The 18,453-nt window shown below is 42.0% G+C and carries 13 protein-coding genes; 3 read left to right on the forward strand and 10 right to left on the reverse strand.

The window, feature by feature from the left end:
- Positions 1-192: 192 nt before the first annotated feature.
- Entirely contained in the window at positions 193-1,428 is a 1,236-nt protein-coding gene (locus HXY43_RS17095; protein ID WP_290885084.1) for an LL-diaminopimelate aminotransferase, read from the reverse strand.
- A 715-nt stretch (positions 1,429-2,143) separates the two neighbouring features.
- On the opposite strand from HXY43_RS17095, the gene HXY43_RS17100 reads away from it, so the two are divergent.
- The 3 genes from HXY43_RS17100 to lnt all read left to right on the forward strand — a co-directional run bounded on the left by HXY43_RS17100 (position 2,144) and on the right by lnt (position 7,943).
- The gene (locus HXY43_RS17100; protein ID WP_290885087.1) at positions 2,144-3,352 is read left to right on the forward strand and encodes a chloride channel protein; all 1,209 of its coding nucleotides are present in this window, start codon (positions 2,144-2,146) and stop codon (positions 3,350-3,352) included.
- A gap of 297 nt (positions 3,353-3,649) precedes the next feature.
- On the forward strand, positions 3,650-6,232 hold the full coding sequence (gene gyrA / locus HXY43_RS17105; protein WP_290885089.1) for a DNA gyrase subunit A: 2,583 nt from the start codon (positions 3,650-3,652) through the stop codon (positions 6,230-6,232).
- A 115-nt stretch (positions 6,233-6,347) separates the two neighbouring features.
- Positions 6,348-7,943, forward strand: coding sequence for an apolipoprotein N-acyltransferase (lnt, locus tag HXY43_RS17110; protein ID WP_290885138.1), 1,596 nt, complete (start codon positions 6,348-6,350; stop codon positions 7,941-7,943).
- Here the strand turns inward: lnt and HXY43_RS17115 are convergent.
- From HXY43_RS17115 to HXY43_RS17155, 9 genes are all read right to left on the reverse strand, one after another.
- A complete protein-coding gene (locus HXY43_RS17115) occupies positions 7,909-8,484 on the reverse strand; it encodes a hypothetical protein (RefSeq protein ID WP_290885092.1) in 576 nt (191 codons plus the stop codon). The genes lnt and HXY43_RS17115 overlap by 35 nt on opposite strands.
- Before the next feature lie 89 nt (positions 8,485-8,573).
- Positions 8,574-10,166 (reverse strand): TrbI/VirB10 family protein, encoded by a 1,593-nt coding sequence (locus HXY43_RS17120; RefSeq protein WP_026731914.1) that lies wholly within the window; start codon positions 10,164-10,166, stop codon positions 8,574-8,576.
- A 20-nt stretch (positions 10,167-10,186) separates the two neighbouring features.
- Entirely contained in the window at positions 10,187-10,861 is a 675-nt protein-coding gene (locus HXY43_RS17125) for a hypothetical protein (RefSeq protein ID WP_290885097.1), read from the reverse strand.
- 29 nt (positions 10,862-10,890) lie between these two features.
- Positions 10,891-11,715, reverse strand: coding sequence for a hypothetical protein (locus HXY43_RS17130; protein WP_290885100.1), 825 nt, complete (start codon positions 11,713-11,715; stop codon positions 10,891-10,893).
- Positions 11,716-11,736: 21 nt separating this feature from the next.
- Positions 11,737-12,792 (reverse strand): hypothetical protein, encoded by a 1,056-nt coding sequence (locus HXY43_RS17135; RefSeq protein ID WP_290885103.1) that lies wholly within the window; start codon positions 12,790-12,792, stop codon positions 11,737-11,739.
- A gap of 160 nt (positions 12,793-12,952) precedes the next feature.
- Entirely contained in the window at positions 12,953-13,717 is a 765-nt protein-coding gene (locus HXY43_RS17140; protein WP_290885106.1) for a hypothetical protein, read from the reverse strand.
- A gap of 181 nt (positions 13,718-13,898) precedes the next feature.
- Positions 13,899-16,649 carry a hypothetical protein gene (locus HXY43_RS17145; protein WP_290885109.1) on the reverse strand — a complete coding sequence of 917 codons (2,751 nt, stop codon included), beginning with the start codon at positions 16,647-16,649 and terminating at the stop codon, positions 13,899-13,901.
- A complete protein-coding gene (locus HXY43_RS17150; RefSeq protein WP_026731908.1) occupies positions 16,597-16,974 on the reverse strand; it encodes a hypothetical protein in 378 nt (125 codons plus the stop codon). The genes HXY43_RS17145 and HXY43_RS17150 overlap by 53 nt, the downstream gene beginning before the upstream one ends.
- Positions 16,975-17,019: 45 nt before the next feature.
- The gene (locus tag HXY43_RS17155) at positions 17,020-17,640 is read right to left on the reverse strand and encodes a hypothetical protein (protein WP_290885112.1); all 621 of its coding nucleotides are present in this window, start codon (positions 17,638-17,640) and stop codon (positions 17,020-17,022) included.
- Between the last annotated feature and the right edge of the window lie 813 nt (positions 17,641-18,453).

The raw sequence follows: 18,453 nt of genomic DNA on the forward strand, positions 1-18,453 counted from the left end.
ATACTTTTTAATCGTTCTTTCTCAGTTGATTCAAGGAGTTAAAGTATATGAAATAGCTTTATCTCCTTCTAAAAAACAGTAAAAACCGATTGTGACAGTTGAGGGTGCGGAATGTCGGTTTAATGGGATAGCGATCAAGAAGCGATCGCGTGACGATATCGTCGAGATTCGATGATGCGATCTACCTAGAGGCTACGAAGAAAAGCGAGTTGTAATCCGCTGCATCGCCTCTTCTACATTCTCCCGACTGTTAAACGCAGAAATGCGGAAGTAGCCTTCACCCGCAGCACCAAAACCAGAACCCGGTGTACCTACAACATTGCAGGTGTGCAGCAACTTATCGAAGAAATCCCAACTGGAAAGACCATTAGGTGTTTTCACCCACACATAGGGTGCATTTACACCTCCATATACTGCTAATCCAGCTGCTGTGAGTTTCTCACAAATAATCTTGGCATTTTCTAGATAAAAGTTAACTAGCGCTTTGGTTTGTGCTTGTCCTTCCTCAGAATAAACTGCCTCGGCTCCACGTTGCACAATGTAGGACACGCCATTAAACTTGGTGGACTGGCGGCGGTTCCAGAGTTTCCACAGTTCTACATCTGAACCATTAGCGGCTTTTGCTGTCAGGTTCTTAGGTACAACTGTAAAGGCGCAGCGAGTACCAGTAAATCCTGCATTCTTGGAGAAAGAGCGAAATTCGATCGCACAATCTCTCGCACCTTCAATTTCGTAGATCGAGTGGGGAATCTCTGCATCGGTGATGAAGGCTTCATAGGCGGCGTCAAAGAAAATTATTGAGCCATCGGCTTTGGCATAGTCTACCCATGCCTTGAGATGTTCTTTAGTGGCCACTGCACCTGTGGGGTTATTAGGGAAGCAGAGGTAAATTAAATCGACTTTCTTTGAGGGAATTTCGGCGGTGAAGTTGTTATCAGCCGTAATCGGCAGATACACTAAACCCTCAAACTCACCTTTATCGTTGGCATCCCCAGTATGTCCTGCCATGACATTGGTGTCTACATACACAGGATAAACGGGATCGGTGACGGCGATCGTGTTGTCATCACCAAAAATATCGAGGATGTTACCCGTGTCACATTTAGAACCATCGGAGATAAATATTTCCGATGCATCAACCTCGCATCCCCGTGCTTGGAAGTCGTATTTAGCAATTTTGTCTCGCAACCAGGCATAGCCTTGCTCCGGGCCATAGCCTTTAAATGTGGCGCGATCGCCCATTTCTTCCACTGCTTTAATCATTGCTGTGCGGCAAGCTTGTGGCAGTGGTTCGGTGACATCACCAATACCCAACTTGATCATGCTAGCATCTGGGTTAGCCTCTGCAAAGGCATTGACGCGCCGCGCAATTTCAGGAAACAGATAGCCAGCTTTCAGCTTGAGGAAGTTGTCGTTAATCGTTGCCATAATCGGAAATTTTTATAAATGCTCTAAATAAAACAGCTTACTGCCATGTGCGATATCTTTGTTACGTTGCGATCGCCAATATTTGATTTGATTGTAGTAACGACTGTCACGACGTTAGTAACAAATATAACAGTGTTATCCAGGAATGTCTTGACGTTAATAAGGAACATCAAGACCTAGGTCACAAATGTCTTGATGTTCTCTATGCATGGGTTAACGTTAATAAGGAACATCAAGACCTAGGTCACAAATGTCTTGGTGTTCACCGTGAATCTCGTGAGATTGATAACGACAGCTTGTTGTGGAATAAATCTGGCGCTGGCTCCCCTACTTAAATATTGACTTTATAAATGACCTCTGATACCAAGTTGTGTTCAGATATAGCAATTCATGCCTTCTCCCCCTCCCCTGTTCCAAATTGGGAGAGAGGTGCCGACAGGCGGGGTGAGGGAAGTACTATCTTTGACTGCAACCTAGTTGTTGTTGGCAGTCAGCGTAAATGTTCTTATAGTCGGGAAACAGTTTTATGCAAAGCTGTACTAAGTCAAAATTAAGTTCCAAAGTAGATGATAATTAGTATGGAAAGCGTCATCATGCGCTTTTTTGTCTTTTCACTACAGTAGTCAAGGCAGTGCCAAACCAGGGTAAAAGATTAGAGCAAAATCAACGTTGGACATTCTCACAACTAGTTGGATTGACAAGGCGTCATCCTTTCATGATTTCCCTTTGGGTTTTACGCTGGGCGGTTGTGGGAATTGCGGGTGGTTTATTTGCTGCATTGTATTGGAGTGTCTTAGAACTACTAACTCAAGGACTGCAAAAATTTACAGGTTTTAGTCTCCTGTTGGTGATGCCACTAGCTGGTTTAGTAGTAGGTCTAATAATTCATTTCCTTGGAAGTCCTGGGGAAATCGGCCTTCTTATAGATAACATCAATTTTCGTAGCGGACGCCTAGATATTCGCAAAAATCCATCCATGATTCTTGCTTCTTTGGTCAGTATATCAGCAGGCGGCAGTGCTGGTCCGGAAGCACCATTAGTACAGGTAACAGGTTCGTTTGGCACTTGGGCAGCCGATCGCCTCAAACTTCAACGCCAAGACGATATCCGCACGATGAGTCTGGCAGGAATGGCGGCGGGTTTTACTGCCTTGTTTGGTGCACCTCTTGCTGGTGCGATGTTTGCTTTAGAAATATTGCACCACAAGTACGTGGTGGAGTATAGCGAAGCAGTGATACCTGCCATTGTTTCCAGTTGCGCTAGTTATCTGGTGTTTGCGGTAATTACAAATTTAGGAATTGCACCCACTTGGTATTTCCCTCAGTACAGCCTAGATAATGTCAATAATTTTGCGTTTGCGATCTTATTCGGGGTGATTGGGGCGTTAGCAGGATGGGTGTTTATAGGGATTTTTCACGGATGCGATCGCCTATTTGCCCGTATTCCCGGCCCAGTTTATATCCGCACAACATTAGCAGGATTGGGATTGGGTATTTTAGCTTTGTTATTGCCGCTGACTCACTTTTTTGGACATGAACAGTTAACAGCGATCGTTACTGGCAGTTTTACTGCTATTGTTCTTTTGACTTTAGCTTTGAGTAAAATGGCTGCCATTAGCGTTACAGTTACGGGCGGATGGCCTGGTGGATTTATTATCCCCCTGTTTTTCACTGGTGCTTGTCTAGGTAAAGCAATGGCAGTGTTGGTTCCTGGACTTAATTCTAGCTTGGCTATGATTTGTGTAATGGCATCTCTCAACGTTGCGGTGACGCGCACACCCGTAAGTACGACTTTGCTGCTGTCGAAACTCACCAATTTTGCTTCCTTTACACCCATCTTGTTTGCCAGTTTGATTGGATTCTTTTTTGCTCCCAAAGTTCCTTTTATTACATCTCAGCTCAAGTCTAAGCAAGATGCTTCGTAACAAAGGCAGAGGTTAGAAGAGTGGGAGATGGGGAGATGGGGAGATGGGGAGAGTGGGAGAAATAACTACTAACCACTAACCACTAACCACTAACCACTAACCAATGTACAGACGTGCCATGGCACGTCTCTACAACCACTAACTATTGACCCCCTGACTTTGCCTTGCCAGCCAGAAAATGACAAGATGTGCTAAAATTGTAACAAATTATGGCAATTATTCAAGGATAATTTGGAATAATTTTGCTTATTTGCGCTTTCTTCGCTGAAACTAACCATTCTTGGAGTTTTTTAGGTTATGACAACCTCTCAGGAGAGGATTATCCCCACGGATCTGCGAAACGAAATGTCCAGGTCTTACCTGGAATACGCCATGAGCGTCATTGTAGGTCGGGCGCTACCAGATGCCAGGGATGGTCTGAAACCTGTGCATAGGCGTATTCTCTACGCCATGCATGAGTTGGGGTTGACCTCAGATCGTCCCTTCCGTAAATGTGCGCGTGTGGTAGGGGAAGTATTAGGTAAATATCACCCCCACGGCGACACGGCAGTTTATGATGCCTTGGTGCGGATGGCACAGGATTTTTCCATGCGATCGCCTTTAATTGAGGGACATGGTAATTTTGGTTCTGTAGACAACGACCCCCCAGCGGCAATGCGTTATACTGAATGCCGCTTGCAAGCTTTAACAGGTGACGCTCTCCTACAAGATATCGAATCGGAAACCGTAGATTTTGTTAATAACTTCGACGGTTCCCAGCAAGAACCGACTGTCCTACCGGCACGGGTACCGCAGTTGTTGTTAAACGGTTCCTCGGGAATTGCTGTGGGGATGGCAACCAACATCCCGCCCCACAATTTGGGTGAATTGATTGATGGATTGGTGGCCCTGATTCATAACCCGGAAATTACTGACATCCAGTTAATGCAGTATATTCACGGCCCAGACTTTCCGACTGGAGGTCAGATTCTCGGGACTGCGGCGATTAAAGAAGCTTATACCAGTGGACGCGGTTCGATCACCATGCGCGGTGTGGCAAATATTGAAACCATCGAACAACGAGGTCGTCCAGATCGGGAAGCAATTATAGTTACTGAATTGCCCTATCAAACCAACAAAGCAGCATTGATTGAAAAAATTGCCGAGTTGGTCAATGAAAAGCGCATCGACGGAATTGCCGATATCCGGGATGAAAGCGATCGCGATGGGATGCGAATTGTCATCGAACTCAAGCGCGATGCTTATCCCCGTGTAGTCCTGAACAACCTCTACAAGCAAACGCCAATACAAGCCAATTTTGGGGCGAACATGCTGGCGTTGGTGAATGGCGAACCTCAGATACTCACCCTCAAGCAGTTTCTACAAGTTTTCCTCGATTTCCGCATTGAAGCGATTACCAGACGTACACAATACGAACTGCGCAAAGCCGAGGAACGCGACCACATCCTGCAAGGATTGTTGATAGCTTTGGCTCAGTTAGATGCAATTATTGCTTTAATTCGCCACGCAGCTGATACACCGTCAGCCAAAGGAGAATTAATTACCACTTACGGGCTTTCAGAAGCGCAAGCGGATGCAATTTTGCAGATGCAACTGCGGCGGTTAACTGCCCTAGAAGCAGATAAAATCCGTCAAGAACACGAAGACTTACAAGCGCAGATAGCTGACTTGCAGGATATTTTGGCACGGCGAGAGCGAATACTGCAAATTATTGAAACAGAAGTTGGGCAACTAAAAGCAAAATTTGCCACACCACGCCGCACGGTAATTACCCACGGTGAAGGGGATTTAGAAGACACAGACCTAATTGCCAACGAAAAAGCTGTCATTTTGCTAACCGAGCAAGGTTACATTAAACGGATGCCAGTCAACACCTTTGAGGCGCAAAGCCGTGCAACTAGAGGCAAAGCCGCCGCGAAGGTAAAAGATGATGATGGCGTTGAGCATTTCTTGACTTGTTGCGACCACGACAGCCTGTTATTTTTCAGCGAGCGTGGTGTCGTTTACTGCCTAAAAGCCTATCAAATTCCCGTAGGTTCTCGTACCAGTCGCGGCACGCCAATTGTGCAGATGTTGCCCATCCCCAAAGAGGAAAAAATCACTTCAATAGTACCCGTGAGTGAGTTTACCAGCGATGAATATTTGGTCATGCTCACCAAAGGCGGTAACATCAAGAAAACCGTATTGGAAGCGTTTAGCCATATTCGTGCCAATGGTTTGATTGCCATTTCCCTAGAAGAAGGAGACCAACTGCGCTGGGTACGACGGGCAAGAGTAGAAGACAGCGTTATTATTGGTTCCCGTCATGGTATGGCCATTCACTTTCGTTGCGATCACGAACAACTGCGTCCTCTCGGTCGGGCGACACGTGGCGTCAAAGCCATGAAACTCAAGAAAGCAGATGAATTAGTGGGTATGGATATTCTGCCTGCTGCGATTCTGGCCAATCTAGCTACAGTCTCAGACGCCGAAATCGAAGATCTCGAAATCGAAGAAATCGAGAATGAAGAGTCCACAGAAGTACCAGGCAATGGCCATCAAGGGCCATGGGTATTGGTGATTACAATGGGAGGATACGGTAAACGGGTGCCCGTTGCTCAGTTCCGCCTGCAAAACCGTGCCGGTCAGGGTATAATGGCGACCAAATTTAAAAATCGCAAAATCAAAGACCAACTCGCAACCCTGCACATTGTCAATAGCGACGATGAAATCATGATGGTTACTAGTCGGGGTATTATCATCAGACAGGCAGTGAATGCGATTTCCGTTCAATCGCGTTCCGCTACTGGAGTGCGCGTGCAACGCCTAGATGAAGATGATGTGATTACGGGAGTAGCAATAGTTCCTCCCGATAGCGGTGATGCGACAGAAACTGAGTAAGAGAAGACACGGAGACACACAGACGCGGGGACACAGAGAATTTTTGAAATTTACTCTCCGCGTCACGGCGTCTCCCTTTATCCGCGTCCTAATTGCTTTAGGAAGCGGTATTTTGATGGGTTTGACCGTCGCACCCGTAAACGCATGGTTCTTGGCATGGTTTGCCCTCGCTCCCCTCTGGGTGTTAGTTATAGATTCTGCAAAACGAAAAAACCAATCTTCCCCCCTCTCCCCATCTCTCCCTCTCCCCATCTCCCTCGCTTGGGGTATCGGTTATCACGGACTAGCCCTATCCTGGATTACAGGAATTCACCCCATGACTTGGATGGGGGTTCCTTGGTTGGCGAGTCTGGGAATTGCTTTGTTTTGCTGGATATTCATTACCCTTTGGGGAGCGGCATTAGTTGCAGTTTGGGCTGCTTGTTTAGCATGGATTTTGAATTTTAGATTAGGTACACAGACGCGTCATGGCGTGTCTCTACAAATATCCCCCATCACTCGTGTTCTCATCGGTACTGCTCTTTGGTGTGGCTTAGAAGCACTTTGGAGTGCTGGCCCCTTATGGTGGAGTTCTCTTTCTTACACTCAGACTCCGCAGAATATCGTAATTTTACACCTGGGTCAACTTTCGGGGCCTATTGCTGTGACAGCAGCAATTGTGGCAGTGAATGGATTGATTGCGGAAGCTTGGATTAACCGCACAGACGCCAAGAACACCAAGATTTTCTCTGTGTTCTCTGTGCCTCTGTGGTTGGTTAACAAATATCTAGCGATCGCCGCAGGATTACTAATTACTTTACACCTAATTGGTTTTAGCTTATACAGTCGTCCTCTGATTCAACCACCACAAGCAGCGTTAAAGGTGGGGATTATTCAAGGCAATATTCCCAACCAAATTAAACTTTATCCAGAAGGCTTGCGTCGTGCGATTGAAGGTTACACTAGCGGATATCTCACATTGGTAGCTCAAGATGTAGATGCAGTGCTAACGCCGGAAGGAGCTTTACCTTTTTTCCAACGTGATATTACGCGTAGTTCCTTGGTGGATGCAGTGCGAGAAAAAGGTGTTGTAGCTTGGATTGGTGGTTTTGGAGAACGGGGACGGAGTTATACGAATAGTTTGTTTACCTTTACAGGTGATGGTAATGTTTTTAGCCGTTACGACAAAGCCAAGTTAGTACCTATCGGAGAGTACATCCCCTTTGAGAAAGTTTTGGGTGGTATCATTAGCCGCCTGTCACCTCTGGATGAACACCAAGTTCCCGGTTCGCTAAATCAAGTATTTGATACGCCTTTCGGTCGGGCGATCGCTGGCATTTGTTACGAATCTGCTTTTTCTGAGCAATTTCGCCGTCAAGCGCAAGCAGGTGGACAATTTATACTTAGCTCTTCTAATGATGCCCATTACAGTGCATCTATGCCAGCACAGCACCACGCCCAAGATATCATGCGGGCGATTGAAACCGATCGATGGGCAGCGCGAGCAACGAATACAGGGTATTCAGCTTTTGTAGATCCCCACGGCAGAACTGTGTGGATATCCGGACATAACACCTACGAAATTCATGCCAAAACGATTTATCGACGACAAACGCAGACTTTATATGTGCGTTGGGGTGATTGGCTAACGCCGTTATTGTTGGTAACTGCACTGGGAGGTTTGCTGGCCGATTTGTTTATTTTGCAACCCTCACACAAGGGTTTGGAGTAGCAGAAGGAGGATCGGGGAAAATAGCTAGAGTGTGGTAGTGAGGCTTACCATCACTATAGACAATTTCAAAGGTATACAACTTGTTCTTGCCTTGCGCTTCAGTAACTACTGTTAAAAGTGTTTTGTCAGTGTTGGGTAGTCCGGGAATTTTTATTTTTTGAATACGTCTGAGTTGAATAACACTTGCTGCTGAGTTTTTACAATCTCCCATGTTATTATTGCGGTCTGGGCCAAATTGCATACACATGGGGCCGTCAAAATCCATAGTCACCTGTGATGGATCGTTTAACCAAACTTTTTTAATTGTTTCTCCAGCTTGAATAAAACTTAAGTTTGTTCCTTGCTGAAACCAAACATTTACAGTGGGTATTGCTCCTCCTAAACCCTGTGCTTGACAGGAAAACATGGATCGGAGAACGGCGTTATTTGCTAAAGCACGACCTGTTAGCAATAAGATTGCAGCTGAAAAAATTAGGGAAGCAAGAGTTAGGAAAGGAAAATTACCTGGCGTATTTGCTGGAAAGTTGATGTTGTTTTTCATGGCCGCATACAGGAAAACTAGCGGTGCGTTACTACCTTAACGTACCTTAGAGAGTGAATATTCACTTGCTCCATCAACATTTATCAAATCTAAAACTGCATCATTTGATTAACGTATATTTCTACTTCTGTTCCTGCTGGCAGAAACCAAATATTACTGCGTTGCATCATTTGGGACATAGCCTGTTGATTGCGTTGGGTAATTTGGGGGACTACAGTTCTAACCCCACCTTCCAAAATCCCGGCTAAGACGTTGCGTTGGGGGTTTTTGTTTCTAATATAACTGAAGTCACCATCTCGAACGACTTCTGATTCAGTACGATTAAATATCTCTCCGACTTTACCAGCTGCTCCCAATACGAACTGTCCCGCATCCATCCAGAGAAGGGATGAGCCTCCTTTTTTATATTGGTTTGCAACCAAAGGTCTACCTTCGGAACCGCGAATTAGTATGGCATTGTTATCTAAACTGCGTTCTGTGATGTTGCCATTATTTTGGTTAATTAGTTTGACTGCATTGAGTTGCAGCAAACCTTGTTCGGAAAGAGAACTAATTTCAGTCAATATCTCGGTTTTGGCTGGTAAGACAACAGTACCATCTGCTGCTTTTAATGGTTCTTTCAAGCGGACTACAAATAGGTTTTTGCCACTGTCATTTTTATTATTATTATTAGTTGCTCTGCTAGTTTCTCCAAATATAGCTGTCGCTAGGACAGCTTTAGTACTTGTTCCTACTGGTACTGATTTGGGATTCTGTGTTCGTGCTTGGCTAACAATAGAAGTTTCTTGTTGTGAAGGTTGTGGAGTTGGCTGAGGCTGGGGGTTTGTAGCGTATCGCTGGACTCTAGGATTTTGTACAGGTTCAGGAGGAGTACGACTAATAGTGTTATTAGTCGTATTAGTAGGTGCAGCAGCTGACACCTGACCGTAGCTACCTAATTTTGCTAACCTTGCCCACTCCTCCATTGGATCTGGTGGGGTTAATTCAACGTTTGGTTGAGTTTCTGGCTTGGCAACTGGTGGTGAAACTGTTTGTTGCGGGAGAGGTTGTTGCTGAGGTTGGGGTACTCGGACGACGCGGGTTTCTACCCTAGGCACGTAAACTGTTTTTACAGGGGTTGGTACTCTTGGTCTAGAAGCAACTGGCGGTGGCGTCGGAGTAGCTGGGATCATTTTTTCAGTTCTGAGTTTTTGTTGGGCTAATTTTACTGCTTGCGCTTGTTCGGCAAGGGCTAATTTGGTTTTTAAAGTCTCTAGTTCTGTTTCTAGTTGTTCCAGGCGAGATTCGGTTGTTGGTTGCGATCGCGGTTGTTGAACTACAATATTATTTTTTTTAGGCTTTTGATTACCAGCATTCATCAACTGTGACAAAAAGCCGCCAGCTAATAAAACCAAAGCAAAGGTACCAGTTCCTACCAAGGCTAATTTAGCAAAAGGATTAGATGAAAGGGATTGCTGGGTGGAAACTTCTGATGTTCTGGTGGCGGGTGCTGGCGCTGGGCTGGCTGAATCTTCTGGTACTTCCACATCATCAGCAATAGCTGGAGATTCTTCTTGAAAACCAACCAGTCTCGCCATCCGAAATTCCCAATCAGAAGATTGTATTTCTGGTTGGTAATCGTCGGTAGTGGAATTCACTAAATTATCTGGGGTAGTTTCTGAAGGAATTGAATATCGAGTCATAGTATAGCTTCAGTCTCATTTCAAGAACAGTTCTTATCTTTGATGTCACATATATTGTAAATTTCTAGCCTAGCTTCGCCGAGGCGATAAGCCGCTAAGTTCCAAGAAACTGGTAAATCAGGTAGTGAAGTTGTTTGTGTATCTGTTGCCTGGACTAAAATTTGTTTATTAAACGGTACAGATTTTCCCAATCTATCGGAATTATTAAAAATTAATTGATTAGCTTGTAACTCTACTTTCCACTTACCATCCCCAATTTTTTGAGGTTGAGAAATTCTTTGGATTACCAATACACTTTCAGCACCGCGATTTTCAAATTGATTTGTTGTATTTACATCAATAACTTCTGACTGAAATTTTTGCTTGACATTATTGGTTAAAAGTTCAGAACTAATTTGCCATACTGTTTCTGGTTGCTGCTGCTTAGACCAAGTCAGCATTAAAGTCATAGTTTCACCTACGAAACGCCGGATTGTCTGGGGGTATCGTTCTAAATTTTCTGTGGTATCTGCTGTGATTGCTCGACCATCAGCAAGTTGCACCAAACTTTGAGGCGTTAATTGCCTACTTAGCTGTTGCAACATTGATCCGTGAAACATCAAAATCAGCAAAGTAAAAATATTCAAACCAAATGTTCCTACAGCGAACAGTGGTAGGATACTTGTTTTTCTATTATCTGACTTAAATAACTGCATTAACAATAAACTCGGTAAATTGCAATCTGCTATCTAGTGAAGCTATCCGATTTTATTCCACTACCGCACTGCTGTAATTTATCTGGACTTAGATTGTTATAATTATCCAGCAAACATAAATTCCGGATTTCGTAAATCTCTAACCTTTCAGAACGAATGCTATAAATTGCTTTTTGCAGAACGCTGGTAGTATCGTCTACTGGATAAGGAAAATAATCTACAGCACGAACAAGTAAATCTTTATTAAAAGGAGTTATGACTTTTCTATCACTATCTCGTTTTTTTTGAATTAAATCAGCTACCATACCAACTCGCCATTTACCTGGTGCAATTTTTTGAGGGGGATAAACCCGTTTAATTGCTAATTGTGCTGACATTGCTTGATTGGCATTATTAGCAAAAACTTCTGGAGGTGTCATTGCTCCTATTTCACTTAAGAAACCTTTGCGAAAGTCTTCTGATATGGCAAAACTCGCTATCCAACTACTGGTGGTAACTCTTTTGGTATTGCCTTGTGACGTTTTAATGAGTATTCCCGAATCTGGTTTGGGTTTTGAGACTTCTTCAATATTTTGAGGCGGAAGTGTTCCAGACCAGTTAAACATTGATGTCATCGTTTTGCTGACAAATTGCCGAATTGCTTCTGAGTTTCTTTCTAAATCATCAGTAACACCTATTGGTTGACCAGCTATTAATTGTACAAAAGCAGCAGGTTTCCTGAGACTCAGCTGGCGAATTTTTAAACCTTGTAATGTTAAAAAAATTAAAGCTAATACTTGCAATCCAAAGGTGGCGATCGCAAAGGTCGTCAAAAGACTGACTGATTTTTGTCTTTTTTCTAATAAGCGCACCATTTACCCATTTCTCCCGCTGATTTATATCCTCTCCCTTGTCCATGAAGTAGTATTACTAATAGCGTTGAATATTGCAAATCCTCCCGCACCAGACAAAAGCAAAGATAAAATTGGTGCCAAAACTCCCATAAAAATCATGAACCACATTAAATCAGGATCGGCGTTACCAGCTTCCCCTGGCCCATTCACAATCACTGCGGCAGTTAACACAGTAATGATGGTAAATGAAAATTTCGCAATCCCCAACGATAAAAATCCAGTCAGCCAAGCAAAAATCGGTTTACCAGCTACAGGTAATAAAGAACCTCCCACTGCCAACGGCCCTAAAGCTGCTATCAGCAACATAGTAGCTTCTATTAAATTTTGAAATGCATATTGTAAGGAAATTAAAAAGTTTTTGATACTAGTTTGGATATTAGAACCTAATAGAGAACTAAATGTATTTTCTGATATATTTCCCGTACCATATGCAATCTGATTGACTCTATTTTCCAATCTGTTGATCCAAGTTTTATCTCCATATAAATTTCTATATTCCTGCCAGAGAATATCCATTTTTTCTTTGGCTCTGACAAAGCATTGAGTTTGTTGTTCGCCAGTTAGTGACTGGCAAGGACGCAGCAAAGAACCAGCTACCTCTTCTGCAACACCCATATTCAATGCTTGCTGGTAATTTTGATTGGCATCTGCGGTTGTCAACACTTGCTGATTCACTGTATTAATAAAATTTCGTACACCCAGCGTCAGATCTGAAAGTACGCTACCGTTGCCAGTATTGGTTAATAGTATCACCACAATAAAAGGCCAAATCAAAGCCGAGATAGGGCGGGAATACTCACTATATAAAACATCCCTGAGCCATTGTATCATGAAAAACAACAGGGTTCCGACTGCAAAAAATACACCCACATTCGTGAGCGTTCCATACAAATTTTCACTAGTATTATTTTGTAATAAATCCAACCATTGATTGTCCCAGCTTTCTGAAATACTTTTGGCAGTTGTAACACCATTATCGAGAATCTCAGGGACACCTATTTCGGCAACAATTTTGAAAGGAAGAAAAAAAACGTTCATTTATTTGTTGTTAACGGAGTTCATGGGCATTTATTTTGTAAAAAGGAAGTAGGATAACTTAAGTTTGTCAAGACATGTAATCATGCTGAAACTTTTATCAATGACAAATGACGACCATAACGAGTTAACTTTATTTGTGCTGACCTACTTATTGTTGAATCTATTCTTCAAATTGTCTGCCGAATAAATCTATTTGCGAAGTGTTTCGTAACAATCGCGCCGCTTCTGCTGATGTATCTACCCTGCGAGCGCGATTTGTTTCTTCTACCTGCTGGGAGATATTCGCTAAATTTAAATTGGTGTATTGTAGAAATTGATTTGTCTGCACTGTCTGACCAAGTGTTTCTCCGATCATTTTGGCTTGTTCTTGTTGAATATTAATATTTTGTGCCTGTAGATCAGCTTGATTTAAACCCAATCTTGATGCTGGATTAGCGAGATCGGTAATTGTACTTTTTAAATTTTCTAAAATTTCTTCTACAAAACTTTTTGAACTTTCAATTCTATCTAGGGAGTCCTCAGTTGCTTTTAACTTCTCTCTTAAGGTGCTTTGCCCATTTGCACCCATAACACCAGCCACAGCACCGCGAGTAATTAGGCGGTTGATTTCATTACTAACTAAATTTGCTCTCACAGTGGAATTATGATCGAATTTATCCGTGACATAATACCAAGTCATGCTATCGCGAATGCTTTCTCCGGCTGCGTTTGGGTTAGGTATGTTCAAATCTCCTGTAGAGTTATCAATCGCGGTTTGAGTGTCTGCTTCTAATGGTTGTAATGTATCGGTGAGATTATTTTTGAGATAGTCTTGTAAGTCTCCTGCATAAGACTGAAAATCAGTCCAAACCTTGCCTAATTCTGCCGTTGCTGGTAGCATGATTAAGCATGTCAGAGAAAGTGTGAGCAAAGTTGTTTTTCGCATAAATATATTCCTAAAAAGCTAGACGAAGTTGTGTGCTATATTAAGCTTTTTTGATAGCAAAATAGAGTTTTGGAAATGCGAATACAGATGCACACAGATAAACACAGATTAATTATCTGTGTTCATTTATGGTATTAAAAAACTTTATGCCAAATTTTTAAAATCATTAATTTATCCTCCGCTATACACCACCGCGCAGTGATGCTACTAGCTGACGTGCAAATACAGAAACTGCTTCATATTTATCGTTATATTCTTGCATAGTTTTTTGACGTGCAGTTTGTTCTTGGGGATTGTTAGCAACTACTGCCAATTGTTCGTAACCTGGGTAGTAGCGGCAAAAGGTATAAATTCCGTTATCATCTAACAGCCATTGGCTATATATACCCTCTCTACGTGGAAAAAAGCTTTCAGTCGCATTGCGAGCAATAACTTCGCGAGGATATTTTAAAATGCTTGTGAAACTATCAACTGCAACTGGCTGAATCCGACCAATTAATCGTGTGGTCAAGTTTTGTAATATTTTCGATGATGCTTTGGATCTGGCGATTGTATCAGGGTCTTGTGCTGATAAAATAACTCTAATTCCAGCTTTAGCACCGTTAGCACAAATTCTACCAACTAAGTCTGATATTTGGTCGAATTCAAATAAAATTGGTGCTTCATCGATGAAGAATATGGAAGCTGGACTGCTTAATGCGCGTCGTAATGCTGCTGAATAGGCACTCAACGATAGCACTGCTGCGTCTTCACTATCTGATAAGTTTCTCAGAGCAAATACTAAAAGTTGGGCATCGGTGGGAAAGCTAGAGGGTGCAGAAATTGCTTTACCTACTCGGCTAGAAAGCCAAAATCGCAAGCGTAGGTGAATTTGACTGAGAGCATCTTCAACTCTACCTCCGATGGAATCTAACTCCAAGTGTTCTGGCGAACAGAAATACAGAAAGTCTCTTAAAGTCGGGGTTTTCTGCCAGGCTGGGCTACCGAATCCTCCAGCTATTGCTAGTTTATATCGCTCTTTGATACCTTCATCAGTAAAGAAGGCTCCTAAAGCTAAGTTGAGGAGCGATCGCACTGTTTGCGACAAGAGTTGATTTTCGCTGGACGAGCCTAAAACCATTGTCATTAAGGCTGATTCTAGGAAGGCGACATAATCCAACATGCGATCGCGCTGTTGTTCTGGATCTAATGAGCGCAAATCTGGTTGTTCAAACAAGTTATTCGATTGTTTGGAAATATCAAAATAGGCTCCATTCTCCTCCATAAAGTGTGTGTAGTCGGTGAAGGTAGATGTGCCATCGGGTTTGGGAAAGTCCAACGCCACTACAGGAATATTATAAGCCAAAGCCTGAGTCAAAATCCCTGACACCAATACCGATTTACCAGCACGAGTTGTTGCAAATAGTGCTAAATTTTTATGCTGGTTAAACAAATCCAGGTGTACAGGTGTTCCTCCTTCTTCGGCGATCAATTCAAAGCCTTGTCTGTCACCTCCTTTAGTTAGCACTAAAGGCATTAATCCAGGTACTTCACTTGTTAAATATAACTGGCGACGGTTGAAAGGTCTTGCTAACAAACCTTCCCAAACTATTGGTAAAGTTTGCAACCAGATTTTCCAGGCATACTCTGTTTCTCTAATTACCCGTGCAGGACGTTGAAAACAGTTTTCAATGTATCTTGTCGCTTCATCTAATTTTTCTGCACTGCGACGATGTACCAAAATCGCTATACCCGCATAAATCGGCACAGCACCTTCATATAATTGCTCTTGTGCTGCTACCGATTTTCTTAGCTTTAATTGAGCGCTGACATCTATAGTTCTACTTTTTTCCTGTGCCAAAAGAGCCGTCATATTTGACTGTTTCAGCACTCGTTGCAGTGTAGTTTTTACTATTGCTGGATTTGCTGCTGTCAGTTGGCAAAAAATCTCTGTATCTATGACATTCTCTCTAGCCAGCAATTCCCATAAATAACGCAATTGAGAAGATTTGTTTGCCCAGCCACCGGGTTTTTCCATAAAACTCATCACGCCAATATAGTTATTATTAACGTGAACCCAGCGGCGATCGGCACAAGGTACCTCTGACTCAATTAGCAAAGTTGTACTGTGAATATTATCTACCAGTAATTTTGTACTAGCTAAATCTGAATAAGCTTGTTCGTGTAGTCCATTTTCATCTAAAGTGATTAATTGCGGAATCTCTATTGGTTGCGTATCGTTAAATCTTTTCCAAGCTTCTCCCCAAAGTTCCTCCGCAGTCAAAGGTTTGATATCTAATCCCATTTTGTTAGATAAAAGCTGTTCCCAGCGACAAAAACCATTTTTGTATGCATTGTTAATAATGGTTTCGATCCGCTGGTTTTCTACTTCTGCGATATCACCTTTGAATTTCAACCACCACAACTCACCTTTAGCTAAAAGTTTCTCGATCCAATCATCTGTATTTGTAGTATCTGGTTCAATTGTATAAGTAACATAAATCCGCAAAAATTTTGGCTTGCGAATACCAGCACGAGTTAGTTCTTGCACTCTTGCTCGTTCTGACAGCAGCAAATATTTTATATCTGGTGATGGTGCGTGCTTAACCAGAGATGCTAGTTCTTTTTGGCGCTGTTTGTCTGAACTAAAAGACCCCAAATGCAATGTCATTCTTTCGCCACTGGGGATATCTTTTAAACCAGCTTCAATGTTATTAAAAATTGTATTGATTTGTTCCGGTCTTAATGTAGTGTGAATACCTTGGCAATCGAAACCAAAAACGAAGCAAAACCTGTCTTTTTGGTTTCCTTTTGTCAAAATGTAAGCGCCGATGTCACGTCCGCTAAGTGAGACGCGTAACATTGTCGCCAAATTTAAAGCATCTTCAAAGGGTGTGAATCTAGTTTCGCTTCCGGCGACGCCGACGCTTTGTTTTCCGATTTTTTGCTTCATGGCTAATTTCCAGTAAGCTTTGATAACGAGCAAAGCCTCTAGTCCAATTAGGAACACCAATAAATTTACTTAAAAACCGCCAACTCCTACCACCAGTTAATATCCACCAAGTTGCCATTCCCCAACCAGCAATTAGCGCCGTCCACAACCATTTTTGAAACTCATCTTTAAAAAAGCCTCCAAAAATGCCATTTATAATAAAGTAGGCTGTTAAGGCAATTACTGTCCACGGCAGGACTTGATCGGCAGGAATTGGCCCTAAGGAAGGTTGAGTTCCCAAAATTTGATTTACAGGTCGAAAATCTTTTTCTGGCTCTTGAGACATGGCGAATTTATCAGCTATTCTTCCTTCATCTTGGGTTGAGATGAATTAGTTCGTACTGCTATCACCAATCACAAAGCCCGTGAGTACATCAGCAATAGTGACAGCAACAACGACTAATAAGGGAGTTCTAGCGACACTTTGCCAATCTTCATCTTTACGAACTGCATTAATAACACCTATCAAGGAAACAGCTATATAGAGTAAGTAAAGTGCGCGTAAGACGTTGAATATTAAACTTACTGCTGCTTGGGTATTTGCGCCTGTTGTTTCACCTTGTGTTAAAGTATTTGTGAAAAAATCTTCAGCTTTCTTAAAAAACTGCGCTTGTGCAGGGGCTGCAAAATAGTCTAACCAAAACGCACTGAGAATAACAGCTACTGCTAAAATTTGTAACACGAGAATATATTTTTTTGGCAGATGCACCTGTTGTCCTATTTGGTGCATTACTACTGCGATTAAACTGCCCAAGAGTAAGCAGAATATTAAAATAGGGCTTTTGAGAGCAATAATGCTTAGAAATACTGCACAAGCAATTAAAAAGGGTACAGATTCTAATAAGCTAATGCGGCAAAATTCCAGTGTTTTCTTCAAAATCTCAGTTATTCTCATTACTCCGCCATTTACAACCCGTAAAAACTTTCTCTGATGAGAAATTTGCCTAGACATTTGTAAATTTCCTTAGTGTGTTCATTCCAAATTATTACTTGGATTCGCTTTCATAATTTAACATAATTTAACATTTGTTTTAAGGAAATCTGTAAACATCAAGTAAAATATTATACAAATTTTGTCAATGCAAGTGAATCAATATAATTTTAGTTAATTGATTTTAAACTATATACCTACATCCCTCACACTTGTTGCGAATATTTTTCTCTCTCAGCAATTAATTTATTCTTGTACTACTTGGAGAATCAGGTAGAAAAGTTAGGCAATCTTTTCTGTATCCTATATGCAAGCACTATAGAGTAGGGTACCAGTTCAGTATTTTACCCTTTGGAAAAAATAAGTTTGCCTTCTTAGACTTAAATTGTGTGTGGTTTTCTTCAAGCAACGGAAAAATTCTCCAGCAAGGATGTATCCAAAGTCAAGCCATATTTCAAGACTGTATTTTTCTCATGTTTACATATTTAGGTGTGTGTATATTTTTGTCAAAGAATTTACTCAGTGATTTGTCACAGTTATATTTATGCATCAATACTGTACTGTTAATTTCAAGCTCATAAGTGTATAAATTATACGCAAAGAAAGTAAAAGCTTGTATTCTTTATTCAGTATTTCTGTTTTCTAGTGTTTTTGACAGAAACTTTGATACAGGCTTTTACATAACTCTAGGATTCTTTATGTAAGCAAACTCCCAGAAGTTATTGTATGACCTCATGAGGATTGTGGAAACAAGATATTGAAACTTTGGTGATAACGAAGGATTTTGAGTTGCTCAATCCATAGCAACATGCCAAATTCTGAAAGTTGCTGGAG

Origin of the sequence: Fischerella sp. (genome assembly GCF_013388695.1) — a bacterium.
Classification (GTDB): Bacteria; Cyanobacteriota; Cyanobacteriia; order Cyanobacteriales; family Nostocaceae; genus PCC9605.